Raw genomic sequence first — 24,520 nt, 5'->3', positions numbered from 1 at the left:
CCGTTTTCGTAGGCCGGGTAAGGCGTAGCCGCCACCCGGCTCTTTTTTAACCACCACACTCCTGCTACACTGTATACCTGAACAGTATATGGAGCAGTATGTGAGCAGGCGTCAATCCGCCCCGCGTCTTGAGTTTGAAGCGGCGGCTATCTACGAATATCCCGAGCACCTTCGCCCCTGGCTTGAGGCGCTGCCTAAACAGCCGGGCGTGTACATCTTTCACGGTGAAAGCGACACCCTGCCGCTCTATATCGGCAAGAGCGTTAACATTCGCAGCCGGGTGTTATCCCATCTGCGCACGCCGGACGAGGCCGCCATGCTGCGCCAGTCGCGACGCATTACCTGGTTCCAGACGGCGGGAGAAATGGGCGCGCTGCTGCTGGAGGCGCGGTTGATAAAAGAACAACAGCCGCTGTTCAATAAGCGCCTGCGCCGCAACCGTCAGCTCTGCTCCCTGCAGATCAACGATGGCAAGCCGCAGGTCGTCTACGCGCGCGACGTCGATTTTTCTCATGCCCCGAATCTCTATGGGCTTTTCGCCAATAAGCGCGCCGCGCTCCAGGCGCTGCAGACGCTGGCGGACGATTTACAGCTTTGCTACAGCCTTTTAGGTCTGGAGGCAACCACCCGCGGACGCGCCTGTTTTCGATCCGCGCTGAAGCGCTGCGCCGGTGCGTGCTGCGGGAAAGAGAGCGTTGAGGCGCATCACGCCCGGCTTCTCACCGGTCTGGCGGCCATCAGCGTGAACTGCTGGCCCTGGGAAAGCGCCGTTGCGCTAAAAGAGGTGGGCGAAGCAATGACCCAGTATCACATCGTCAACAACTGGCTCTGGCTGGGCGCTGTCGACGACATCAACGACGCGGCAACCCTGCTGCGCACGCCCGCCGGATTTGACCACGATGGCTATAAAATTCTCTGTAAACCGGTCCTGGCCGGAAAGTTTGAGATCATTGTGCTCAATGACCCGGCAGCCACGTGATTTCGCTGAACAATAAGGTGCCCTGAGCCTCCAGCAGACGCAGCGTATGGGTACCCTCCTCCCAGCTGGCCCCCTGATCGGCCGTCAGCAATTTATCGCCCAGCTGCCACGCCCCGCTTAGCACGAACACCACCCCCCCGCGTGAGCCAAAGGTGGTAAAGGTTCGGTCAGCAACGCGCACCTTCGCCCGGCAGCAGTCGCGCCGGGTCATGATGTTAAAGTCCATCGCCATCCGCCCATCACAAAGCAGCGCTTTCACCGGCAAATCGCCGGCAAAACTGTAGGGCTGATGATGCTTGAGAGTATGGGAGAACGCCTGTCCCGCATCCAGCGTCACCTCTCCCCCTTCCAGCAAGGTAATCACCCGGTCAACACCGGGAAACGAGGAGAATTCGCCGTTGCTGGCAATCGTCGCGATACTGGCACGCCAGTGAAAATCGCGCGTCGCGGGAGGGAAGCAGCAAATCTCACGCGTTTCGCCAGCACCATTGCGCCAGAGGCTGACCGGCATCTTACGGATATCAAAGAACTCCATCACCACTCCTGAATGGCACAACCCGTGCCAGGGCAAGGATATCGCTATCGTTGCTGTCTTGTTTGTTATCGTTGGGTATTCACAGAAACAGTATCGGCAGCAGAGCGGGCAGGCCTTAGCGGAACGTTAATAAAAATTCTAACGCCATGACTCTGCAAACATTCTCTGAAGCGACTACAGGAGGATACCGCGCTGGCGGCGGCAGGCAAGAGGGCAGGAAAGAAAAACCGCCGGTCCTGTCCACAGCGGTTGCGCTTTTGTGGACAGGATCCCGGCGGTCTTAAGAGTGTGAACCGATTATTCGGTTGGTGCTGGCATTTTACCTTCCATCGCCGGACGTTCTGTCAGACGCTTCTCAAAATTCGCATTAAATTGTTTTTTCTGTTCCGGGGTCAGAATGTTGTAGATCTTGTTCTGGGTTTCCATGTGAGCCAGCATGCGGGCTTTGTGCTGCTCGGCCATTTTGTCGATCTGCGCTTCGGCTTTCGCCTTATCGAAGCTATCGCTGGCGATGATGTCATGCATCGCACGGCGCTCTTCAAGCGGAGGACGTTTCATCTGGTCGCGCTCACCTTTTCTGATGTCGCGGATCTGCTGCTTCTGCGCATCCGTCAGGTTGAGATCCTTAAACATCATCATCTCGTTGTGCATACCCGGACCTTTATGATGCATCATCATTTTGCCTTCAGCAGGCGCGGCAGTCGTAGTGGTCGCAGTATCTGCGGCGAACGCCATGCTGGTAGCGCCCAGAGCCAGGGTAGAAGCAACAAACAGTGCAGTAAACTTACGCATAATTTATTTCCTTTCTTTCAGTTATTCTTCGGCGCTATGCCGTGTTGACGAGATTAACTTTACGGGGTTTATCGTCAATTAGTCAGAGCAACGGTAAAACAATGAAAGTGTAAAAAACAAATTTTCGTCAAATGTGGAGGAAATAAGGATAAAGCGTGGAGAGTTGCAACAAGAAATATTCAATGCGATGATTTTAAAGAAATTTAGCAGAAGTATAGCGAAGTGCAGATCAATAATAAAGCAATTCACCAGGAATATTCTGCAAAACAAGCGCAAGCGCTTTAATCGTTAAGAAAAGTTTTTTGCTTCCCCCTCCCTGATGATGAGAGGGGAAAGGTTCAGGATATTTTTTCCAGCATCAGCCCGGCCCGCAGGCCAAACGCGACGGTGGGGTTAGGGAATAAAACATACTCGGTGTTTTTCTGCACCTCGTAACGTTCCTCGCCATCCTCAGCCAGCAGCGCCCCTTTGCGGAACGGCGTAAAGTTCAGGGTGTGCGCGGCCATATGGAGCAGGAAAGCATCGCTGCGGCGCGTGATCTGCTGTACGACACGATAGCGCTCAACGGGCTGATGCGCGTGCTCGGGAGCCTTTCCTCCCAGCAGCGCCCGAAGGGCGAGATGCGTAGGCGCAAAGCGGGTCAGATCGTTCTGGCCGAACGGCAGCGCTTTTCCGAGCTCCAGCGTGCAGGCCAGCGCAGCGAAACGTTCACAGGTGAAATGGGTAAACGTTCCGCCCGGCGACTGATGAAATACCAGCGCCTCCAGACCGGCATCACCCAGCCAGCTCAGGAACGCTTCATCCCACGGCTGACTGCGCTGAGGCAGAACGCCGAAGCGAACGTGGTAGGACGCGCGGATTGCCGTATGCAGATCCAGATGCCAGCGCGCCGGTCCCGCGGCGGCAAAAAACGCGGTCACGACGCTCTCCAGCCACTCTGCCCGCGCCGTTTCATCGCTCTGAGGAAACTGCGACCAGCGGCCGCCGAACATGCGGTTAATGTCGCTCACCAGATACCGTTTGTTTTGCGCCAGCGCAGGTGGATTGCCGAGCACCACCAGCACGCGGCACTTCAGGGCGATCTCATTGCGATACAGCGCACGCAGCAGCAGATCAACAATCTCAACGGGTGCGGTTTCATTCCCGTGGATACCCGTGGAAAGCAGCAGAGAGAGATCGCTTTTGACGGTCGGCGTCAGTTCAAGCACCCCGCGCCCCAGCCACCGCCAGCGAAACGAGGGGCCGTCCCCCTCTTTCTGTTCCGGCGTCTCATCGGCCAGGGTCAGCGCCAGTAAATTTTCCATATCCACTCCTTTAGCGCTGGAACGGGTAAACCGATCCCAGCTGCAGGATTGTCGATAACGCGTCCAGCGCCTCGCGCCCTTCACGCAGAAGCTGCGGGTCAACCAGATCCGCCTGCGTCAGACGATCGCGATAGTAGCGATCGACCCAGTCATTCAGGCGCGTAAAGAGCGTATCGTTCATCATGACCGCCGGGTTCACCGCCTGCATTTCGTCCTGGGTCAGGACCACGCGCAGACGTAAACAGGCTGGACCGCCGCCGTTGGCCATGCTTTCGCGCAGGTCAAACACGCGCAGTTCGTCAATCGGGTTATCGGCCTTGACCAGCTCCGTCAGGTAGCGCCACACGCCTTGATGATCCCGGGACTCCTGCGGCAGCACCAGCATCATGCTGCCATCGTCACGGCTCAGCAGCTGGCTATTGAACAGATACGTTTCTACCGCGTCCTGCACGCTCACCGCCTCCGTGGGCACCTGGACTGGCGTGAAGCCGCGCACGCGCTCATGCAGCGTGGCGAGCAGCTTCTCCTGATGAGCAAACGCCTGCTCGTGGCAGAACAGCACCTGGCGGTTAGAAACGGCAATCACGTCGTTATGGAACACGCCCTGGTCAATCACATGCGGGTTTTGCTGGGCAAAAACCACCTGGGAAGGATTGACCTGGTTCAGGCGAGCAACCGCCTGGCTGGCCGCCAGCGTCTGACGAGCAGGATAACGGGTTGGCGCGGCGTGGCCCCCCTCTTCTCGCCCGTAGATAAACAGCTGCAGGCCCGGATCGCCATAGTCGCCCCCCAGGCGATTATGGTTGGCCGCGCCTTCATCGCCAAACATCGCCACCTGCGGCAGAGCCTGATGCACCTCAAAATGGGCGTCATGGTTGAAAATGGCGCGCAGCACGCGCTCGGTGGTTTCCGCTTCGGTGGCGCGGTGGAATTTATTGTTCAGGTTGGCCACCGTCAGATGGACTTTGCCATCCAGCGTGTCGGCTGACGGCGCGACGGTCGCGGCGTTTGCCACCCACATAGAGGAGGCAGAGCTTGCCGCGGAGAGCAGGTGCGGGGTCTGCGTACCCGCTTTTTCAACCACCTGCTCATCGCTGCCGGTGAAACCGAGCTGACGTAATACCGCCACGTTCGGGCGTTCCTGCGGCGGGATCACCGCCTGCGGGAAACCGGCATCCGCCAGCGCTTTCATCTTCAGCAGCCCCTGCTTCGCCGCCAGCTTCGGGTTGGAGACCTGAAAACGGTGCTTCGTCGAGGCTTCATTACCAAAAGAGAGACCGGCATAGTGGTGCGTCAGCCCCACCAGCCCGTCAAAGTTAACCTCACGCGCTTTCATGACGATCCCCTCCGGTAAAATCCAGCCCCGGATTAAGCGTCTCCGGCAGCGTCAGCGCCGGAGTTTCCAGGCTTGCCATCGGCCACGCGCAGTAATCGGCGGCATACCACGCGCTGGCGCGATGGTTGCCCGACGCGCCTACGCCGCCGAACGGCGCTGTGCTCGCGGCCCCGGTCAGCGGTTTATTCCAGTTCACAATCCCGGCGCGCGCTTCCAGCAGCAGTTGGTCAAACTTCTCGCGATGCGGTGAAATCAGACCGCTCGACAGGCCGTAGCGGGTGTTATTCGCCATCGCAATGGCCGCATCGAAATCGTCGTAACGCCAGACGCACAGCAGCGGGCCAAAGACCTCTTCATCCGGCACGTTGCTCGCGCCGCTCATTTCCACGATGCCCGGCGTCAGCAGCGAGGTACCCGGCTGAACCTGCTTCGGCTCCAGCAGGGTTTTCGCGCCGCGCGCGACGTGGTCCTGCCAGGCCTTCAGCACGTTCAGCGCAGCCTGTTCGGAAATCAGCCCGCCGATGAACGGCTGCGGGTCAGCATCCCACGCGGCAGGCACCAGACGCGCGCTCACTTCAACCAGACGCTTCAGGAAGGCATCCCCCTGCGCGCCCCGCTTCACCAGCAGACGGCGGGAACAGGTGCAGCGCTGTCCGGCGGTAATAAAGGCGGACTGAATCGCCAGGTGCACCGCGGCGTCGATATCGTCAGGGTCTTCCACAATCAGCGGGTTGTTGCCGCCCATCTCCAGCGCCAGAATTTTCTCCGGCTGCCCTGCCAGCTGGCGGTGCAGCTGATAGCCCGTACCGGCGCTGCCGGTAAACAGCAGGCCGTCGATATCGCTCAGCGCGCTCAGCGCCTGACCGGTTTCCCGCCCGCCCTGCACCAGGTTCAGCACGCCCGGCGGCAGGCCGGCCTGTTCCCACAGCTTAACCACCGCCTCGCCGGTGAGTGGCGTGAGCTCGCTCGGTTTGAAAATAACGGTATTGCCCGCCAGCAGCGCAGGCACAATGTGGCCATTCGGCAGGTGTCCCGGGAAGTTATACGGGCCAAATACCGCCAGCACGCCGTGCGGACGATGGCGCAGCGTGGCCGCGCCGTCCGGCATGTCGGTGTGCTGTTCGCCGGTACGGGTGTGGTACGCCTTGACCGAAATGGCGATTTTGTTGATCATCGCCGTCACTTCGGTTGTCGCTTCCCAGCGCGGTTTACTGGTTTCAGACGCGATGATGCGCGTCAGTTCGGCCTTGTTTGCCTCCAGCAGCCCGGCAAACTTTTCAACAATTTCCTGACGCACGGCGAAAGGCTGTTTTGCCCACGCCGGAAACGCGCGGCGCGCGGCGCGGCAGGCTTGTTCTACCTGCCCGGCGCTGGCGTCATGCCCCTTCCAGAGCACCTCTTTTCCGACCGGATTGGTCTTTACGCGCTCTTCGCCTTCGCCCGTGACCCAGTCACCGTTAATCCATAATGTCATGCTGTTTTCTCCTCAGGGCAGAGACGCACCAGGCGAATCGTATCGCCGGCGTTACATTTCAGGGCATCCAGTTCTGCAGCCGTCAGCACCAGACGTTCACATTTCGGGTTGGTACGCACCAGCATGGCGCGGAAATTGGCGTAATTTTCGTTCGACACCAGACAGGCGGGCCAGTCACCCGGCGCGGGCTGACCTTCAGAGACCTCAACCAGACGGCTTTTACGGATCGCGCGCACGCGGTCGATATCGCACTCAAGCGTTGGGCCGCCGTCAAAGATGTCGACATAGTTCCGGTAGCGGAACCCCTCTTTCTCCAGCACCGCGCGGGCGGGCGCGGTCTGCGGATGGACTTCGCCAATCACCGCCTGCGCTTCCGGGCTGAGGAAATGGGTATAGATAGGATGCTTCGGCATCAGCTCGGCAATAAAGGCTTTCTGGCCGGTGCCGCAGAGATAGTCCGCCCTGCTGAACTCCATCGAGAAGAAGCGCTCGCCCAGGCTCTCCCAGAACGGCGAGTAGCCGGTGTCGTCGATCACGCCGCGCATCTCAGCGACCACTTTTTCGTTAAAGCGATCGCGGAAGGCGGCCATAAACATAAAGCGCGATTTGGAGAGCAGATAGCCATTGCCCTCTTTGCGCCACGCCGGGTCGAGGAACAGCGTGCACAGCTCGCTGGCGCCCGTGTGGTCATTGCAGAGAAACAGCGTGGGCAGCGCGTTATAGACGTTCAGCTCTTTCGAGGCGTGAACCATGGTGCCGACGCGGTAGTTGTACCACGGGTCGTTAAGCCCGACGGCCACTTCAATGGCGCAGATCCCGGCCACGGTCCCCGTGTCGGTGTCTTCCAGCACGAACACATACCCCTGTTCGCTTTTTGGCAACGTCCCCTGCCAGGTTTGCAGGGCGCGCTCAATGCGCGCCGACAGCGTTTTTTCATCGGCGGGAAGCGAGGTCAGCCCGCCCCCCGTCTTACCGGCAAGCTGCATGAGCCCGGCGAGATCGCCGCGCTCAACGGGACGGATGACCATCATGATGACACCCCGGATTTCACTTTTTCACACGCCAGCGCAAAACGGTCCAGACCGGTTTGCACCTCTTCCTCGCTGACGATCAGCGCGGGCGCAAAACGCACCACGTTGGCACCGGCAATCAGCACCATCACGCCCACTTTTGCCGCTTCCTGTGAAATAAGTTTAGCTTTCCCGGCAAACTCAGCGGTGAGTTCGCAGCCGATTAACAGCCCCAGACCGCGAATTTCTTTAAACAGCCCCGTTTTGCCGTTGATGGCATTCAGGCGCTCGACAAACCAGTCATGACGCTGCTTAACGCCTTTCAGCACCTCAGGCGTGTTGATGATGTCGAGAACCTGGCCGGCGACGGCTGTGGCCAGCGGGTTGCCGCCGTAGGTGGTGCCATGGGTACCCACGGTCATCACGCTGGCGAATTTATCGGTGGTCAGCGTCGCCCCAATCGGGAAGCCGCCGCCCAGCGCTTTGGCGGTCGACAGCACGTCCGGCGTCACGCCGTAGTGCATATAGGCATACAGCTCGCCGGTGCGGCCCACGCCGGTCTGCACTTCGTCGAAAATCAGGACCGCGTTGTGGCGATCGCACAGCTCGCGCAGCCCCTGCAGGAAGGCTTTTTGCGCCGGAAGCACGCCGCCCTCGCCCTGCATCGGCTCGACGATCACCGCGCAGGTGGTGTCGTTAATCAGCTCGCTGGCGGACTGCAGATCGTTATAAATGCCGTGACGGATATCCGGCGGCAGCGGGGCGAAATCCTGCGAGTAGGAAGGCTGGCCGCCCGCGCTGACGGTAAAGAGCGTGCGCCCGTGGAAGGCATTTTTAAACGCCACGATGCCGCTCTTGTGGGTACCAAATTTATCGTGCGCATATTTGCGCGCCAGCTTCAGCGCCGCTTCGTTGGCTTCCGCCCCCGAGTTACAGAAAAAGACTTTTTCGGCAAACGTCGCGTCGATCAGTTTTTTGGCCAGGCACAGCGCGGGCTCGTTGGTAAAGCCGTTGCCGGTATGCCAGAACTTCGCCGCCTGGTCATTCAGCGCCTGACGCAGCGCAGGGTGCGCATGACCCAGCGCGTTGACCGCAATCCCACCTGCAAAGTCGATATACTCTTTACCCTGCTGATCCCACAGGCGCGAGCCTTCCCCACGAACCGGAATAAAAGCCGCCGGAGCGTAAACCGGCATCATCCATTCATCGAAATTTTCACGCGTAATTGACAGAGACATAGCGACCTCATCCGGTAAATAAAAAGTTATTTGAATGTTAAATAATTGGGTGTTTGCACTGTGAATGTAGATTGCAGCCTTCGTGCCAGCCAGCGATAAAAATGCATAAACGGGTTGGGGTAACAGAATATCAACAAGTTACGACATGGAGTTATTCACTATTACTGCATAAAAAGTGAATATTTTTACGACAAGCGGCGCTTTGCCGCATGAAAATCAGAAAGAGTATGCACAGGCCAAATATAATTCTGGAATTGTGATCGCTCGCGAAATTTATCGGTCATTTACGCCCTGTTTGAGGGCGAGGCGCGTCAGAATGGTGCAAATATTGCACCACCGACATTATCTGTCGCAGTTATTGGTCGAACCCGGTAACAGTTGACGCAAATTCTGCTACCATCCATGCACTATTCACCTTGCACTGGCAGCGACTATGAAATTTGTCTCTTTTAATATCAACGGCCTGCGCGCCCGCCCCCATCAGCTTGAAGCTATCGTTGAACAACATCAGCCAGATGTGATCGGCCTGCAGGAGACCAAGGTTCACGACGATATGTTCCCCCTCGAAGAGGTGGCGAAACTCGGCTACAACGTCTTCTATCATGGGCAGAAAGGCCATTACGGCGTTGCGCTGTTGACCAAAGAGACGCCAGTTTCCGTTCGCCGCGGGTTTCCCGGCGATGACGAAGAAGCACAGCGCCGCATCATCATGGCGGAGCTGCCTTCCCCGCTGGGTAACATCACCGTGATTAATGGTTACTTTCCCCAGGGCGAAAGCCGCGACCATCCGACCAAATTCCCGGCCAAAGCCAAGTTTTATCAGGATCTGCAGAACTACCTGACAACCGAACTCAACAAAGACAATCCGGTGCTGATCATGGGTGATGTGAATATCAGCCCGACCGATCTGGATATTGGCATCGGTGAAGACAGCCGCAAACGCTGGCTGCGTACCGGCAAATGCTCCTTCCTGCCGGAAGAGCGCGAGTGGATGCAGCGCCTGCTGGACTGGGGGCTGGTGGATACCTTCCGTACCGCCAACCCGGACACGCAGGATCGCTTCTCGTGGTTTGACTACCGCTCAAAAGGCTTTGACGACAACCGCGGCCTGCGTATCGACCTGCTGCTCGCCAGTTCGCCGCTGGCGGAGCGCTGCATCGAAACCGGGATCGACTATGAGATCCGCAGCATGGAAAAACCGTCTGACCACGCGCCGGTGTGGGCTAAATTCAAGCTGTAATGACGCGTGAACATTCGAAAACTCGCTTTCCTGTGCGCCCTTCTGGGCGCATTTATTCTGACGTTTGTCATGCTTCCCCCAGGCACACTCTCCCTGGAAGGGATTAAAACCCACCAGCAGGCACTCCTCTCCCATGTTGACCACGCGCCGCTGCGATGCGCGCTGATCTTTTTTGCGCTCTATGTGGCGGTCTCCGCCCTGTCGATCCCCGGCGCGGCGATCCTCACCCTGCTGGGCGGGGCGTTATTTCCCGTGTGGGCAGGCACCGTGCTGGTCTCGTTTGCCTCCACGCTCGGGGCGACGCTTGCGATGCTAGCCAGCCGATATCTGCTGCGCGAATGGGTCCAGCGTCGGTTTGCTCAGCAGATGAAAACGGTGAACGCCGGCATGGCGCATGACGGCGCGGGCTATCTTTTTGCCCTGCGCCTAATGCCGCTGTTCCCGTTTTTCCTGGTGAATTTGCTGATGGGGCTGACCCGCATTGGCGTATATCGCTACTGGTGGGTCAGCCAGGTCGCCATGCTGCCCGCGACGATTGTCTTTCTGAATGCCGGGCGCGAGCTGGGGAAAGTGGCGTCGCTGCGCGATATTTTGTCGCCGGGCATGCTAATCGCCTTTACACTACTGGGGTTATTGCCGCTGGCCACGCGCCGGCTGTTTTCCCGTTATCTCCCGTCTGTTAAAAAGTGAGGCATTATGCGCCGTGTGCGTTTTTGCGCGTTACTGACCGGTCTGCTGCTGGCAGCCCCCCTGTGTGCCGCCGAAAGCTGGCACGCTATCCAACAGCAGGCCAAAGGCCAGACCGTCTGGTTTAACGCCTGGGGCGGCGATCCGGCGGTCAACCGCTACCTTGAGTGGGTCAGCGGTGAGATGCAAACGCACTACGCCATTACCCTAAAAATCGTCCCGCTGGCGGATGCCGCCGATGCGGTAAAACGGATCCAGACGGAAGCCGCCGCGGGGCGTAAGGCCAACGGCTCGGTTGACCTGCTGTGGGTCAACGGCGAAAACTTCCGCACGTTAAAAGAGGCGAACCTGCTGAAAACCGGATGGGCGCAGACGTTGCCAAACTGGTGCTATGTCGATACCCGTAAACCCGTCACGGAAGATTTTGCTATTCCCACCGACGGGGCGGAATCCCCATGGGGCGGCGCGCAGCTGACCTTTATCGCCCGCAAAGCCAGCATGCCGACGCCGCCGGAGGATCCTCAGGCGCTGTTGGCTTACGCGCAGCAGCACCCGGGCAAGGTCAGCTATCCCCGCCCGCCCGATTTTACCGGCACGGCATTTCTTGAGCAGCTGCTTCTGACGCTCACCGATCGCCCTGAGGCTTTACAAAAAGCGCCCGATGCAACGTTTGATCAGGTTACGGCGCCGCTGTGGACCTACCTCGATAAGCTGCATCCGCTGCTGTGGCGCGAAGGAAAAGATTTCCCTCCCTCGCCTGCGCGGATGGATGCCCTGCTTGCCAGCGGCAGTCTGAACCTGTCGCTGACCTTTAACCCGGCGCATGCGCAGCAGAAAGTGGCGAGCGGCGAACTGCCTGCCGACAGCTACAGCTTTGGTTTCCATAGCGGGATGCTCGGCAACGTCCATTTTGTGGCTATCCCGGCCAATGCCGGCGCGAGCGCGGGTGCAAAAGTGGTCGCCAATTTCCTGCTGACGCCGCAGGCGCAAATCCGCAAGGCCGACCCGGCCATCTGGGGAGATCCGAGCGTACTGGATGCGAAAACGCTGCCCGAAGGTGACGCGAAACAGCTGCTGGACCATACGCCTCAGAGGCTGCCGCAGGTGCTTGCAGAGCCGCAGTCCGCCTGGGTGAACGCGCTGGAGCAGGAATGGTTGCGTCGTTACGGCACCCGCTGAGCGGGCTTGTCTGGCTGGCGATGGCGGTGATTTATCTGCCGATCCTGCCCGCTGGCGTGATGCTGTTCGCACCGGCGCTTTCTGCGACAAACTGGCAGCGGCTGCTGAACGATCCGCAGCTGCCTCAGGCGACCGTCGCCACGCTGGTCTCAACGCTCATCGCCACGCTGGGGGCGTTGCTGATTGCCCTTTTCTTCGTCTGCCTTTTGTGGCCCGGTCAACGCTGGCGGCGCCTCACGACCCGACTGTCCTGGCTACTGGCGATCCCCCATGTGGCTTTCGCCACCAGCGCGTTGCTGCTGTTTGCCGAGGGCGGTCTGTTTTATCAGCTCTGTACCGTCTGTACGGCTCCGTTTGACCGCTACGGCGTCGGGCTGGGCCTGACGCTCGCGGTCAAAGAGAGCGCGTTCGTGCTGTGGGCCATTTACGCCGTACTGCCGGAACAACGGCTCGCGCAGCAGAAGATCGTCCTGCAAACCTTTGGCTACGGGCGTTATCAGACGCTCAGCTGGCTAATCCTCCCGGCGATCGCCCCTGTCCTCGGCGCGGTGATGCTGGCGGTGCTGGCATGGTCGCTCTCGGTCGTGGACGTGGCGATCGTTCTCGGGCCCGGCAACCCGCCCACCCTGGCCGTGCTGGCCTTTCAGTGGTTAAGCCAGGGCGACGTGCAGCAGCAGGCAAAAGGAACGCTGCTGTGCCTGCTTCTCCTACTACTGCTGGCCGCGCTTGCCGCCCTCGGGTACGGCCTCTGGAAAGCATGGCGTCGCACGATCCCGAACCTCGCGGGGACGCGCCCCCGTTCTCCACTCGTCCTGCCTGAGCGGGCATTCAGCGGGTTACTGCCCGCGTGCGGCATCCTGTGCGCCGCGGTACTGCTGATGCTGGCGCGAGGGGGCGACGTGGGTCTCGTGGGGACCAGCCTTTCCTTCGGCCTGCTGTCGAGCCTGATCGCCCTCATCGTCATTTTTCTCTGGCTGGAATGGGGACCGCAGCGCGGCGCAGCGTGGGTGTGGTCACCGCTCGCCCTTCCGGCGCTGCCGCTCGTCACCGGGCAATATTTTATTGCATTGCGTCTGGGGCTCGACGGGCACTATGCCGCCGTGCTCTGGAGCCATCTGCTGTGGGTGTTGCCGTGGATGCTGCTGGTTCTGCAGCCCGCCTGGCGGCGGATCGATCCCCGGCTTATCCTTACCGCCAGATCGCTCGGCTGGCGACGGGCGAAAATATTCTTACTGCTGAAATGTCCCCTGCTTGTGCGCCCTGCGCTGCTGGCCTTTGCCACCGGCTTTTCCGTCAGCATGGCGCAATACATGCCGACGCTCTGGCTTGGCGCTGGGCGTTTCGCCACGCTGACCACCGAAACCGTCGCGCTCAGCAGCGGGGGCAGCATCCCAATTCTCGCTAACCGGGCGCTGGGATTACTGCTGGTGACGGGCACGGTGTTCGGTCTTGCCGCCCTGATATCCCGGCTCGCGGGCCGCTACCGTCAAGGATTACGATAATGCTGAAGGTAAACCATCTCACCATCGAACCGCTTTTCCGCGAGGTCAATTTTTTCGTTCCCCGCGGGGAGATCGTTACCCTGATGGGGCCGTCCGGCAGCGGCAAATCGACCCTTTTTGCGTGGATGGTCGGCGCGCTGTCAGACGATTTCCAGGCGCGGGGCGAACTGTGGCTCGACGCGCGTCGCTGCGATAGCCTCCCCGTTGAATCCCGCGGGCTGGGCATACTTTTTCAGGATGCGCTGCTGTTTGAACCGTTCAGCGTCGGGCAAAATTTGCTGCTGGCCTTGCCTGAGCGGATCGTCGGGAGAGCGCGTCGGGAAGCGGTCGAGCAGGCGCTGGATTCAGCCGGGCTGAGCGGTCATTACGCCAGCGATCCGGCCACCCTCTCCGGCGGGGAGCGTGCCCGGGTCAGCCTGCTGCGCGCCCTGCTCGCAGAGCCGCAGGCGCTGCTGCTGGACGAACCGTTCAGCCGCCTCGATAAAACGCTGCGCAGAACGTTTCGGACATGGGTATTTGACGCCGTCCGCGCGCGCAATATCCCGGTGGTGCTGGTCACGCACGATGAGGACGATATTCCGCCCGGCGGCAAGTTGATTGAGATTTCTCGCTGGCAATAATGTGCTAACGCAATGTTTTCCGTTTCGGGAGAGACGACAATGCCCCCCTCTTTTACTGACGTCAGGTTATTCGATGAAACGTGTTTCTCAACTGACCGCGCTGGCCCTGCTTTGCGGCCTCGCTTCCTTTTCCTCTCTGGCGGCTGATATGCCCAACGTGATGACGCTGTCTCAGCTTCAGGCGCAGCACGGCACGCCTGTCGATACCCGTCCCAGCACGTTTTACAACGGCTGGCCGCAGACCCTCAGCGGCCCCTCCGGGCATGAACCCGCCGCACTCAACCTTGCTGCCGCCTGGCTGGGCGCAATGAGCGACGAGCAGATTGCGAGCTGGGCAAAACAGCATCAGCTTACGCCTGCAACCGCCATCGCCCTGTACGGCGACGAGAACGATAACCTGGCGGTGAAGTCCCGCCTGGAGAAAGCCGGATACCGCCAGGTCTCGCTGCTCAGCGACGCGCTGCAGACGCCCGACCGCCTTCAGCGCCTGCCCCACTTTGAACAGCTGGTTTACCCGCAGTGGATCCACCGCCTCCAGCAGGGTAAACCCGTGACCGCCGCGCCTGCTGGTGACTGGAAAGTGATTGAAGCCGCCTGGGGCGCACCGAAGTTTTACCTGCTGAACCACATTCCCGGCGCGGGCTACATCGACACCAACGAGGTGGAAAGCGAGCCGCTGTGGAATAAAGTCTCCGACGACAAGCTGAAAGCGATGCTGGCGAAGCACGGGATCCGTCACGACACCACCGTTATTTTGTATGGCCGTGACGTTTACGCCGCCGCGCGCGTGGCGCAGATAATCCTGTATGCGGGCGTGAAGGATGTGCGCATTCTCGACGGTGGCTGGAAGGCGTGGTCGGATGCAGGCCTCCCGGTTGAACGCGGCACGCCCGGCAAAGTGACGCCAGCACCCGATTTCGGCGCGCCGATCCCCGGCCAGCCGCAGCTGATGGTTGATATGGAACAGGCGCGCGGGATGCTGCACCGTCAGGATGCCTCCCTGGTCAGCATTCGTTCGTGGCCGGAGTTCATCGGCGAAACCAGCGGCTACAGCTACATCAAGCCAAAAGGTGAAATAGCCGGTGCCCGCTGGGGTCATGCGGGCAGCGACGCGACCCATATGGAAGACTTCCATAACCCGGATGGCACCATGCGCAGCGCGGACGATATCGCCGCCCAGTGGAAGCGCTGGAATATTCTGCCGGAGCAGCACGTCGCGTTTTACTGCGGCACCGGGTGGCGGGCGTCAGAAACCTTTATGTACGCCCGGGCGATGGGCTGGAAGAATGTCGCCGTCTATGACGGCGGCTGGTACGAATGGAGCAGTCACCCGCAGAACCCGGTCACCACCGGAGAGCGCGGGCCAGAAAGCGCTCTCTAAGGGTTGAGTGACTTCAGCGTCACATAGCCGCTCCAGACGCGCGTTGTGGTGGTCAGCCAGCACAGCGCGCCGAATACCCACGCGAATAGCGTAAAGTGCGCCGGAAACAGGCAGCACAGCACGAACAGCGCGATGGTCTCCGTCCCTTCCGTTAACCCACCGATGTAATAAAACGACTTGTGCGCATAGCCGGGGTTGTCGATATCGTGCTTCGCGGCCAGCGCCGCAAACGCCAGAAAGCTGCTGCCGGTACCGATAAACGCAAACAGCAGCCAGGCGGCCGCCAGCGCATTTTCTGCGGGAGCCGCGAGCGCAAAGCCAAACGGCACCAGGGCGTAGAACAGAAAATCGAGCGCGATGTCGAGAAATCCCCCCGCATCGGTCAGCCCTCTCCGGCGCGCCAGCGCGCCGTCCAGACCATCCAGCAGGCGGTTAAGCACGATGGCAGCCAGCGCAGCCGGATACCAGCCGAGGGCCAGAAACGGCAGCGCCAGCACGCCGATGGCAAACCCGGTCAGGGTCAATCCGTCGGGCGTGATGCCCGGCTTATCCATCACGGAAACCAGACGATTCAGAGCGGGCTTTACCCGCGGGTGCAGGTGACGGTCAAGCATGGGGAGTCTCGTTAAACGTGGCGCACAGCCCCTGCGCCGGAATATCCAGCGCGGCATTAAAGCGGGCGGAGAGATTCTGAAACGCAATCAGCGCCGTCATCTCGGTAATGGCATCATCCGTGAAGTGGCGTTTCAGCGCTATTCTGACTGCCTCATCCGCCCGGGGCGGCGTGGCGGTCATCGCCTCGGCGTAGGCCAGCGCCGCGCGCTCCTGCTCGGTGAACAAGACGGAATCCTGCCAGTCGCTCACGGCCTGAACCTTATCCAGCGCGCCGCAGCGCTCGGCCAGCCGCAGGCTGTTGGCATCAATACAGAAAGCGCAGTGACAGAGCTGGGATACCCGCGTCATGAGCAGCGAGCGCAGCGCGGGCGTCAGGCGCGCGTGACGACGCTCCAGAAAGCCGACAAACAGCGCCACCAGCCAGAACAGACGCGGCATTCGCCCCCACCAGCGGGTGGGATTCAGCACCGCGCCAAAATGCTTTTTTTGCATGGCGGCTATCGGTTTTAGGCTGGCGGGAAGGGATTCGAGGGGGGCAACCCAGGCGGTGGACTCTTTCACCTGATTCTCCTGTTTACTGGACTCTGAGAAAGGGCACGATAATATGTCTTTTTTCGCTATCAATTATTGACGACCATGCTGAAAACACTCGATGTCGTTGCCGCCATTATCGAAAAAGACGGCAATATTTTACTGGCGCAGCGCCCTGCCCATGCCGACCAGCCGGGAATGTGGGAATTTGCAGGCGGTAAAGTCGAGGCCGGAGAAACCCAGCCAGAAGCGCTTATCCGCGAGCTGCGTGAAGAGTTGGGCATTGACGCCCTGCCGGGGCAATACGTGGCAAGCCACCAGCGGGAAGTGTCGCAGCGGTTGATCAACCTGCATGCCTGGCACGTCCCTGCTTTTCGCGGCGAGCTTACGGCGCACTACCACAGCGCGCTCGCGTGGTGTACGCCGGAAGAGGCGTTTGGCTACGCCTTAGCCCCCGCGGATATTCCGCTGCTGGAAGCGTTTATTGTTTTACGCGACGCCAGACCAGCGGGTTCGTGCTGATGGCGCGCTCGTCGCGCTGGCACTGCAGCAGAATGCCGTCCGCTTTCACAACGGCCCCTTCCGAGTAGTTCTGATTCTGATAGATACAGCACTGGTTACAGGGCTGCACCGTTTGATTCTGGCCGCTGGAGCTAAACACTTCCGGCGGCACATTCACTTCCACGTCCGGGAGAATGGGGTTGGCCTGCACGCCTGCGGTAAAGATCAGACATAACGCGGTGAGTAGATAACGTTTCATAGACACATCTTCCAGTAGTTCCTTGATAATGACTATAACGGTAAACCAGAGCGGAACCTTTAATTTATCTCTTCATCGCTTTTCGTTATGACGCCCGCCCTCTCATTAATTTCCCTTTCGTCATAAATTTCTGCTTGCCTCACAAAGCGGTACGGGTGGTATAGTCAAAAAAACAACACAAATCGCATAAGTAATACACATAAAATACGATAAGAGGTTCTTATATCTATGGATCAGACACGCTCTCTGGAAAGTTTCCTTGCCCATGTTCAGCAGCGCGACCCGCACCAAAGCGAGTTCGCGCAGGCCGTGCGTGAAGTTATGACCACCCTGTGGCCCTTCCTTGAACAAAACCCGCGTTATCGCCAGATGTCGCTGCTTGAACGCCTTGTCGAGCCAGAGCGCGTGATCCAGTTCCGCGTGACGTGGGTTGACGATCGCAATCAGGTACAGGTTAACCGCGCGTGGCGCGTACAGTTTAACTCGGCGATTGGCCCGTTTAAGGGCGGCATGCGTTTTCATCCGTCCGTGAACCTGTCGATTCTGAAATTCCTCGGCTTCGAGCAGACCTTTAAAAACGCCCTCACCACGCTACCGATGGGCGGCGGGAAAGGCGGCAGCGATTTCGACCCGAAAGGCAAAAGCGAAGGCGAAGTCATGCGCTTCTGCCAGGCGCTGATGACCGAACTCTACCGCCACCTCGGCCCGGATACCGACGTGCCTGCAGGTGATATCGGCGTGGGCGGACGTGAAGTGGGCTTTATGGCCGGGATGATGAAAAAGCTCTCCAACAACAGCGCCTGCGTCTTTACCGGCAAGGGGCTATCGTTTGGCGGGAGTCTGATCCGCCCGGAAGCGACAGGATACGGCCTGGTTTACTTCACCGAGGCGATGCTCAAGCGTCACGGTTTAGGCTTTGAAGGCATGCGCGTCGCGGTGTCCGGCTCCGGTAACGTGGCGCAGTATGCGATTGAGAAAGCGATGCAGTTTGGCGCTCGCGTGGTGACCGCCTCTGACTCCAGCGGCACGGTGGTGGATGAAGCGGGCTTCACGGCAGAGAAGCTGGCGCGCCTGTGTGAGATCAAAGCCAGCCGCGACGGCCGCGTGGCGGATTATGCCCGGGAGTTTGGCCTGACCTACCTGGAAGGGAAACAGCCGTGGGGCGTGCCGGTGGATATCGCCCTGCCGTGCGCAACGCAGAACGAGCTGGATGCGGACGCCGCGCGTACCCTGATTAGCAACGGCGTAAAAGCGGTGGCCGAAGGGGCGAATATGCCGACCACCATCGACGCGACGAACCTGTTCCTGGAAGCGGGCGTGCTGTTTGCGCCGGGCAAGGCCGCTAACGCGGGCGGCGTGGCGACCTCCGGCCTCGAGATGGCGCAAAACGCCGCGCGTCTCGGCTGGAAGGCGGAGAAAGTGGATGCGCGCCTGCACCACATCATGCTCGATATTCACCATGCCTGCGTGGAGTACGGCGGCGAGGCGTCGCAAACCAACTACGTGCGCGGGGCGAATATCGCCGGGTTCGTGAAGGTGGCGGATGCGATGATTGGTCAAGGCGTGATTTAAGGTTTATCGCGTGCGGCCGGATGCCCTCACCCCGGCCCTCTCCCACAGGGAGAGGGAGAAAACCGGGCGTATCAGGCCGCGCTCTTTTTCTTCTTGAACGGTTTCTTCGCGCCGCTACCGGGGGCAACCATCCCTCTGAACGTTTTCACCGGCGTGCTGCGCGCCTGATCGATCAGCTGGTAAAGCGTCCCGACCAGCGGCTGCATAAAGTCCTGGTAGCGGCACTGCTTCTCGCTGATCTGCGTCAGCACCGATTCCCAGTGTGCGGTCATGTCCGGCCTGGCGGCCAGCTCCGGCAGAGAGTGGATTAGCGCCCGGCCCGGTTCCGTTGAGTGGATGTAGCGTCCCTTTTTCTCCAGGAAGCCGCGCTTAAAGAGCAGCTCGATGATCCCCGCGCGGGTTGCTTCCGTCCCCAGACCGTCGGTGGCGCGCAGGATCTTCTTCAGATCTTTATCCTGTACAAACCGGGCGATCCCGGTCATCGCCGACAGCAGCGTCGCATCGGTGAAATGGCGCGGAGGCTGGGTCTGACGTTCAACCACTTCGCCCTTCTCGCACAGCAGTTCGTCATCTTTAGCGACCACCGGCAGCGGCGTGCCGTCGTTCTCTTCGTCGCGCTCTTTGTTACCGAGCAGCGTGCGCCAGCCCGCTTCTGCGAGGAAACGCGCTTTGGCGATAAACTTACCTTTGGCAATCTCAAGCTCAATCACGCACTTACGGAATACCGCGTCCGGGCAGAACTGCATCAGGTACTGACGGGCGATCAGGTTATAGACCTTCGCTTCGTTGTCGGTAAGGTTGACGCTGCTGGCGCGGGCCGTCGGGATAATCGCGTGGTGGGCATCCACCTTTTTATCATCCCAGCAGCGGTTATGGGTGTCCGGGTTTACCGCCGGTTGCGGGAGCAGATCCGGCGCGTGCACGCCGATGGCGTTCATCACCGAGTGGCGTCCGGCAAAGTGCTCTTCCGGCAGATAGCGGCTGTCCGAACGCGGATAGGTGATGAGCTTATGGGTTTCGTAGAGCTTCTGGCAGATATCCAGAACGTTCTGCGCGCTCAGGCCAAACTTTTTTGCCGCCTCAATCTGAAGTGCAGAAAGCGAAAACGGCAGCGGCGCGGGTTCTGATTCCCGTTTATCGTTATAGCTGGTAACAATAGCCGGCTGGCCGGTAATGCGGTTAACCACATGATCCGCCAGCGGACGGTGCAGCAAGCGCCCCTCTTCATCCTGGTACGATTCGCAGGCATCGCTCGGCTGCCAGACGGCGGTAAAGCGCTCGTCTTTAGGCGTGACGATATGCGCTTTCACTTCGAAAAAATCTTTGGCGACGAAGTTCTCAATCTCTTCATCACGACGCACCACCAGCCCCAGCACAGGCGTCTGCACGCGCCCCACGGAAAGCACTCCCTGATAGCCCGCGTTGCGCCCAAGAATGGTGTAGGCGCGGGTCATGTTGATGCCGTACAGCCAGTCGGCACGCGCACGCGCCAGCGCGGAAACGCACAGCGGAATAAACTCGCTGTTGGCGCGCAGGCGCGAAATCGCCCGCTCGACGGCCTGCGGGTTGAGGTCGTTGATCAGGCAGCGTTGCACCTGCTGGCGCTTTTCCGGCGCCAGCTCCAGGTAGTCCAGCACCTCATCCACCAGCAGCTGTCCTTCCCTGTCCGGGTCACCCGCGTGAACGATTTCAGCGGCTTCATGCAGGAAGCGCTTGATCACGTTGAGCTGTTTGGTGACCGAAGGTCGGGGCTGCAGGCGCCATTTTTCCGGCACGATGGGCAGATCGTTTAAATTCCAGCGGGCGTAGCGGCTGTCGTAGACGTCCGGCTGCGCCTGCTCAAGCAGGTGACCAATACACCAGGTGACCACCTGCCCGTTACCGCATTCGATAAAGCCGTCACCTTTGCGATGCGGCTTAGGCAGCACGTCGGCAATGGCGCGGGCCAGGCTCGGCTTTTCGGCAATAAACAACCGCATCGAATTAACGGATCTCAATCATCGGTCGGCCACCGCGCGCGGTCACCAGCTCGCCGATCGCCGTCAGGGTGATGCCGAACTCGGCGGCAGTGGCCTGAACCTCGGCTTCGGATTCCGGCGTGACCGCCAGCAGCAGGCCGCCGGAAGTTTGCGGATCGCACAGCAGGTTGCGCCACTCCTCAGGCATTTCGCCCATCAGGTGACCGTAGCTGGCGAAGTTGCGCTGGGTACCGCCCGGGACCGCGCCCTGAGCAATATACTCCTCCACGCCCGGCAGCTTCGGCACGTCCTGATACCAGACCTGCGCCTGCACGCCCGCGCCCTGACACACTTCAGAGAGGTGTCCCAGCAGGCCAAAACCGGTGACGTCGGTCATCGCCTTCACGCCGTCGATATTGGCAAACGCCGCACCGGCGAGGTTCAACTGGCACATGACTTCCGTTGCCAGACCTTTGTGCTCCGGTTTCAGCAGGGATTTTTTCTCGGCGGTAGTCAGCACGCCAATGCCCAGCGGCTTGGTAAGGAAGAGTTTGCAGCCCGCCTGGGCGGTGCTGTTGCGCTTCACGCGTTCGGTCGGCACCACGCCGGTAACGGCCAGGCCGAAGATCGGTTCGGGCGCATCAATAGAGTGACCACCGGCCAGCGCAATCCCCGCCTGCTGGCAGGCAAAACGACCGCCATCAATCACTTCACGGGCCACTTCCGGCGGGATGGTGTTGATCGGCCAGCCCAGAATGGCAATCGCCATGATCGGCTTACCGCCCATCGCGAAGATATCGCTGATGGCGTTGGTGGCCGCAATGCGACCGAAGTCGAACGGGTTGTCGACAATCGGCATAAAGAAGTCGGTGGTGCTGATAATGCTGGTGCCGTTACCTAAGTCATAAACTGCAGCATCGTCACGCGTTTCGTTGCCGACAAGCAGGTTCGGGTCGACAAACTTCGCCTGTTCACTGTGCAGGATGGTCTCCAGCACTTTCGGGGAAATTTTACAACCGCAACCGGCTCCGTGGCTGTACTGCGTTAAACGAATGGTTTGCTCGCTCATGGACGTCTCCTGTCATCTCAATCGCGCTATGGTAGCGCTCATTCCATAAAGAGGTAAGTATGACTGTCTGAATTCTGCGGCAGATGCTCAGAATCCAGACAGTTTAGCGTGCGTGATCAGAAACGGCTGACGAAAGGCGTGGTGTCCGGCACGCTGATGGTGCTCGAGGCTTTAAGCTGCGGGGTGCCGAGATAGAGGAAACCGACAATTTTGTCATGCTCGCCGCAGCCAAAACCGTCACGGACCGCCGGGCTTTCGGTCAGCGCACCGGTACGCCAGATACCGTTAAAGCCCTGCGCGACGGCGGCCATTTGCATCGCCATGACCGCACAGCCTGCGGACATTTCCTGTTCCCAGACCGGCACCTTATGGTCAGCCTGGCATTTCGCCACGACGGCGATAATCATCGGGGCGCGGAACGGGGCATTGCGCGCCTTGTCGATACCTTTCTCATCCTGCCCGGCGGCAACCGCGCCCTGCTCCAGCAGCTGGCTGAAACGATCGCGGCCTTCGCCTTCAATAACAAAGAAGTGCCACGGCTGCAGCGTGCCGTGATCGGGGGCACGCATGCCGGCACGCAGAATGTTCTCCAGCTGCTCGCCTGCCGGGGCAGGTTCGGCCAGACGGGAAGCGCTACGGCGGTTAACAAGCAGTTCGAGTGCGTCCATTGGTTAACTCCTTTCTTGAAATTTACTCACAAAATTAACACGACGGCAGATTTTGTTACAGCCTGGCAGGCGATTCCTGCTGACAAGTGGCGGTTGGGTCATTACGATAACCCAACATTACCGTCCAGTAGCGACGGAAACAGTCATTTTCTGGTTAGGGAGAATACATGCGAACCCTTTGGCGAATCATTGCCGGTTTCTTTAAATGGACGTGGAGACTGCTCAACTTCGTCCGCAACCTGGTGATGAACATCTTCTTCATCTTCCTGGTTCTGGTTTGCGCGGGCATCTGGATGCATATCAGCAATGCGAATCAGGCGCAGCATTCAACGCGCGGCGCGCTATTACTCGATATCACCGGCGTCATCGTTGATAAGCCGTCCACCAGCAGTCGCCTGAGCGTGATTGGTCGCCAGCTGTTTGGCGCAACCTCAGATCGTCTGCAGGAAAACTCCCTGTTCGATATCGTCGATACCATCCGCCAGGCCAAAGACGACCGTAACATCACCGGGATCGTGCTGGATCTGAAAGATTTTGCCGGAGGCGATCAGCCTTCAATGCAGTACATCGGTAAAGCGCTGCGCGAATTCCGCGACAGCGGCAAGCCGGTGATTGCCGTGGGCGACAGCTACAGCCAGGGACAATATTATCTGGCGAGCTTCGCCAATAAAATCTGGCTCTCCCCGCAGGGGACGGTGGATCTGCACGGCTTTGCCACCAACGGCCTGTACTACAAATCCCTGCTCGACAAGCTGAAGGTCACCACCCACGTCTTCCGCGTCGGCACGTATAAATCAGCCGTCGAGCCGTTTATCCGCGACGATATGTCTCCTGCCGCCCGTGAAGCGGACAGCCGCTGGATTGGCGAGCTGTGGCAGAACTATCTGGGCACCGTTGCCGCTAACCGCCAGATTACGCCTGAGCAGGCGTTCCCCGGCGCGCAGGGCGTGCTGGATGGCCTGCGTAAGGTTGACGGTGATACCGCGAAATATGCGCTGGATAACAAACTGGTTGATGCCCTGGGCACCAGCGCCGAGATTGAAAAATCCCTGAGCAAGCAGTTTGGCTGGAGCAAAGAGGATAAAAATTACAGCGCCATCAGCATGTATGATTACTCGACGAAAAAACCGGATGACAGCGGTGACAGCGTCGCGGTGGTGTTTGCCAACGGCGCCATCATGGACGGCCAGGAGACTCCGGGGAACGTGGGCGGCGATACTACCGCGTCACAAATCCGCGATGCTCGCCTGGATCCAAAAGTGAAAGCGATCGTCCTGCGGGTGAACAGCCCTGGCGGCAGCGTCAGCGCCTCCGAGGTGATCCGCGCTGAACTGGCCGCGGCGCGTGCCGCCGGCAAGCCGGTCGTCGTATCCATGGGCGGAATGGCCGCCTCCGGGGGTTACTGGATCTCAACGCCAGCCAACTACATCGTAGCCAACCCAAGCACGCTGACCGGTTCGATTGGCATCTTCGGGGTGATCAACACCGTGGAGAACAGCCTTGATTCTCTGGGCGTGCATACCGATGGCGTGGCCACCTCTCCGCTGGCGGATGTGTCGGTGACCAAATCCCTGCCGCCGGAAGTCTCTGAGATGATGCAGCTCAGCATTGAGAACGGCTATAAACGCTTTATCACCCTGGTCGCAGACTCGCGTAAAAAGACGCCTGAGCAGATCGACCAGATCGCACAGGGCCACGTCTGGACCGGCCAGGATGCGAAGAGCAACGGTCTGGTGGACAGCCTGGGCGACTTCGATGACGCGGTGAAGAAAGCCGCCGAGCTGGCGAAGCTCAAGCAGTGGCATATCGAGTATTACCAGGACGAGCCGTCGTTCTTCGATATGGTCATGGACAGCATGTCCGGCTCGGTACGCGCCATGCTGCCGGAGGCAATGCAGGCTTACCTGCCTGCGCCGGTCGCCACGGCAGCGAAAGCGATGAAGGCGGAAAGCGACAAGCTCGCGGCCTTTAACGATCCACAGAGTCGTTACGCGTTTTGCCTGACCTGCGCTAACGTCCGTTAAAAACCGTCCCCTCTTCCCGCGAAGAGGGGATTTTTTTCTTTTGAAG

General features: G+C 59.7%; 23 protein-coding genes. 10 read left to right on the top strand and 13 right to left on the bottom strand.

Annotation, left to right across the window (positions count from 1 at the left end; translation table 11 throughout):
- The first annotated feature begins 100 nt into the window (after window positions 1–100).
- The gene (gene cho / locus BJ885_RS04765) at window positions 101–979 is read left to right on the top strand and encodes an excinuclease Cho (RefSeq protein WP_121931787.1); all 879 of its coding nucleotides are present in this window, start codon (window positions 101–103) and stop codon (window positions 977–979) included.
- On the opposite strand, the gene ves is transcribed toward cho, so the two are convergent.
- The 7 genes from ves to BJ885_RS04730 form a co-directional block, all read right to left on the bottom strand.
- Window positions 957–1,514, bottom strand: coding sequence for an environmental stress-induced protein Ves (ves, locus tag BJ885_RS04760; protein WP_029740449.1), 558 nt, complete (start codon window positions 1,512–1,514; stop codon window positions 957–959). The two genes, cho and ves, sit on opposite strands and share 23 nt — an antisense overlap.
- Before the next feature lie 297 nt (window positions 1,515–1,811).
- Window positions 1,812–2,306: an ATP-independent periplasmic protein-refolding chaperone Spy gene (gene spy, locus BJ885_RS04755; RefSeq protein WP_023311279.1), complete on the bottom strand. Its 495-nt coding sequence runs from the start codon at window positions 2,304–2,306 to the stop codon at window positions 1,812–1,814.
- A 338-nt stretch (window positions 2,307–2,644) separates the two neighbouring features.
- On the bottom strand, window positions 2,645–3,610 hold the full coding sequence (gene astE / locus BJ885_RS04750; RefSeq protein WP_121931297.1) for a succinylglutamate desuccinylase: 966 nt from the start codon (window positions 3,608–3,610) through the stop codon (window positions 2,645–2,647).
- Between the two features lie 10 nt (window positions 3,611–3,620).
- Complete coding sequence (gene astB, locus BJ885_RS04745) at window positions 3,621–4,946, bottom strand: N-succinylarginine dihydrolase (RefSeq protein WP_121931296.1); 1,326 nt, start codon at window positions 4,944–4,946, stop codon at window positions 3,621–3,623.
- Window positions 4,933–6,420, bottom strand: a complete 1,488-nt coding sequence (astD, locus tag BJ885_RS04740; RefSeq protein WP_121931295.1) for a succinylglutamate-semialdehyde dehydrogenase — start codon at window positions 6,418–6,420, stop codon at window positions 4,933–4,935. The genes astB and astD overlap by 14 nt, the downstream gene beginning before the upstream one ends.
- Window positions 6,417–7,451 carry an arginine N-succinyltransferase gene (gene astA / locus BJ885_RS04735; RefSeq protein WP_121931294.1) on the bottom strand — a complete coding sequence of 345 codons (1,035 nt, stop codon included), beginning with the start codon at window positions 7,449–7,451 and terminating at the stop codon, window positions 6,417–6,419. Before astA ends, astD begins: the two co-directional genes overlap by 4 nt.
- The gene (locus tag BJ885_RS04730; RefSeq protein ID WP_121931293.1) at window positions 7,448–8,668 is read right to left on the bottom strand and encodes an aspartate aminotransferase family protein; all 1,221 of its coding nucleotides are present in this window, start codon (window positions 8,666–8,668) and stop codon (window positions 7,448–7,450) included. Before BJ885_RS04730 ends, astA begins: the two co-directional genes overlap by 4 nt.
- A gap of 433 nt (window positions 8,669–9,101) precedes the next feature.
- On the opposite strand from BJ885_RS04730, the gene xthA reads away from it, so the two are divergent.
- From xthA to BJ885_RS04700, 6 genes are all read left to right on the top strand, one after another.
- On the top strand, window positions 9,102–9,908 hold the full coding sequence (gene xthA / locus BJ885_RS04725; RefSeq protein ID WP_023311273.1) for an exodeoxyribonuclease III: 807 nt from the start codon (window positions 9,102–9,104) through the stop codon (window positions 9,906–9,908).
- Window positions 9,909–9,914: 6 nt separating this feature from the next.
- On the top strand, window positions 9,915–10,598 hold the full coding sequence (locus BJ885_RS04720; RefSeq protein ID WP_121931292.1) for a TVP38/TMEM64 family protein: 684 nt from the start codon (window positions 9,915–9,917) through the stop codon (window positions 10,596–10,598).
- Between the two features lie 15 nt (window positions 10,599–10,613).
- Entirely contained in the window at window positions 10,614–11,774 is a 1,161-nt protein-coding gene (locus BJ885_RS04715; RefSeq protein WP_375714062.1) for an ABC transporter substrate-binding protein, read from the top strand.
- Window positions 11,747–13,276 carry a thiamine ABC transporter permease gene (locus tag BJ885_RS04710; RefSeq protein ID WP_121931290.1) on the top strand — a complete coding sequence of 510 codons (1,530 nt, stop codon included), beginning with the start codon at window positions 11,747–11,749 and terminating at the stop codon, window positions 13,274–13,276. The genes BJ885_RS04715 and BJ885_RS04710 overlap by 28 nt, the downstream gene beginning before the upstream one ends.
- Window positions 13,276–13,896 (top strand): ATP-binding cassette domain-containing protein, encoded by a 621-nt coding sequence (locus BJ885_RS04705; protein ID WP_121931289.1) that lies wholly within the window; start codon window positions 13,276–13,278, stop codon window positions 13,894–13,896. The genes BJ885_RS04710 and BJ885_RS04705 overlap by 1 nt, the downstream gene beginning before the upstream one ends.
- Before the next feature lie 73 nt (window positions 13,897–13,969).
- Complete coding sequence (locus tag BJ885_RS04700) at window positions 13,970–15,277, top strand: sulfurtransferase (RefSeq protein ID WP_121931288.1); 1,308 nt, start codon at window positions 13,970–13,972, stop codon at window positions 15,275–15,277.
- On the opposite strand, the gene BJ885_RS04695 is transcribed toward BJ885_RS04700, so the two are convergent.
- Both BJ885_RS04695 and BJ885_RS04690 read right to left on the bottom strand, forming a co-directional pair.
- Window positions 15,274–15,891, bottom strand: a complete 618-nt coding sequence (locus BJ885_RS04695) for a CDP-alcohol phosphatidyltransferase family protein (RefSeq protein ID WP_121931287.1) — start codon at window positions 15,889–15,891, stop codon at window positions 15,274–15,276. The genes BJ885_RS04700 and BJ885_RS04695 overlap by 4 nt on opposite strands.
- Window positions 15,884–16,453, bottom strand: a complete 570-nt coding sequence (locus BJ885_RS04690) for a carboxymuconolactone decarboxylase family protein (RefSeq protein WP_121931286.1) — start codon at window positions 16,451–16,453, stop codon at window positions 15,884–15,886. The genes BJ885_RS04695 and BJ885_RS04690 overlap by 8 nt, the downstream gene beginning before the upstream one ends.
- Window positions 16,454–16,528: 75 nt before the next feature.
- On the opposite strand from BJ885_RS04690, the gene BJ885_RS04685 reads away from it, so the two are divergent.
- Window positions 16,529–16,945 (top strand): pyrimidine (deoxy)nucleoside triphosphate diphosphatase, encoded by a 417-nt coding sequence (locus BJ885_RS04685; protein WP_032657918.1) that lies wholly within the window; start codon window positions 16,529–16,531, stop codon window positions 16,943–16,945.
- On the opposite strand, the gene BJ885_RS04680 is transcribed toward BJ885_RS04685, so the two are convergent.
- The gene (locus tag BJ885_RS04680) at window positions 16,905–17,183 is read right to left on the bottom strand and encodes a DUF1496 domain-containing protein (protein WP_029742006.1); all 279 of its coding nucleotides are present in this window, start codon (window positions 17,181–17,183) and stop codon (window positions 16,905–16,907) included. The two genes, BJ885_RS04685 and BJ885_RS04680, sit on opposite strands and share 41 nt — an antisense overlap.
- A gap of 228 nt (window positions 17,184–17,411) precedes the next feature.
- Between BJ885_RS04680 and gdhA the strand changes: the two genes are divergently transcribed.
- Window positions 17,412–18,755: an NADP-specific glutamate dehydrogenase gene (gdhA, locus tag BJ885_RS04675; RefSeq protein ID WP_121931285.1), complete on the top strand. Its 1,344-nt coding sequence runs from the start codon at window positions 17,412–17,414 to the stop codon at window positions 18,753–18,755.
- A 71-nt stretch (window positions 18,756–18,826) separates the two neighbouring features.
- On the opposite strand, the gene BJ885_RS04670 is transcribed toward gdhA, so the two are convergent.
- The 3 genes from BJ885_RS04670 to BJ885_RS04660 form a co-directional block, all read right to left on the bottom strand.
- Complete coding sequence (locus BJ885_RS04670) at window positions 18,827–20,734, bottom strand: DNA topoisomerase III (RefSeq protein ID WP_121931284.1); 1,908 nt, start codon at window positions 20,732–20,734, stop codon at window positions 18,827–18,829.
- Window positions 20,735–20,738: 4 nt separating this feature from the next.
- Complete coding sequence (gene selD / locus BJ885_RS04665) at window positions 20,739–21,782, bottom strand: selenide, water dikinase SelD (RefSeq protein ID WP_121931283.1); 1,044 nt, start codon at window positions 21,780–21,782, stop codon at window positions 20,739–20,741.
- Between the two features lie 116 nt (window positions 21,783–21,898).
- Entirely contained in the window at window positions 21,899–22,450 is a 552-nt protein-coding gene (locus tag BJ885_RS04660; protein WP_047648067.1) for an NAD(P)H nitroreductase, read from the bottom strand.
- A 167-nt stretch (window positions 22,451–22,617) separates the two neighbouring features.
- Here BJ885_RS04660 and sppA point away from each other — a divergent pair, with 167 nt between their 5' ends.
- Window positions 22,618–24,474 carry a signal peptide peptidase SppA gene (sppA, locus tag BJ885_RS04650; protein ID WP_121931282.1) on the top strand — a complete coding sequence of 619 codons (1,857 nt, stop codon included), beginning with the start codon at window positions 22,618–22,620 and terminating at the stop codon, window positions 24,472–24,474.
- Window positions 24,475–24,520 lie beyond the last annotated feature (46 nt).

The sequence above is a fragment of the Enterobacter sp. WP_7_1 genome (genome assembly GCF_003688535.1).
In the GTDB taxonomy this organism is placed as follows: Bacteria; Pseudomonadota; Gammaproteobacteria; order Enterobacterales; family Enterobacteriaceae; genus Enterobacter; species Enterobacter asburiae.
Note: the sequence above shows the minus strand (reverse complement) of the source record. Positions and strands in the feature narration are given on the sequence as shown.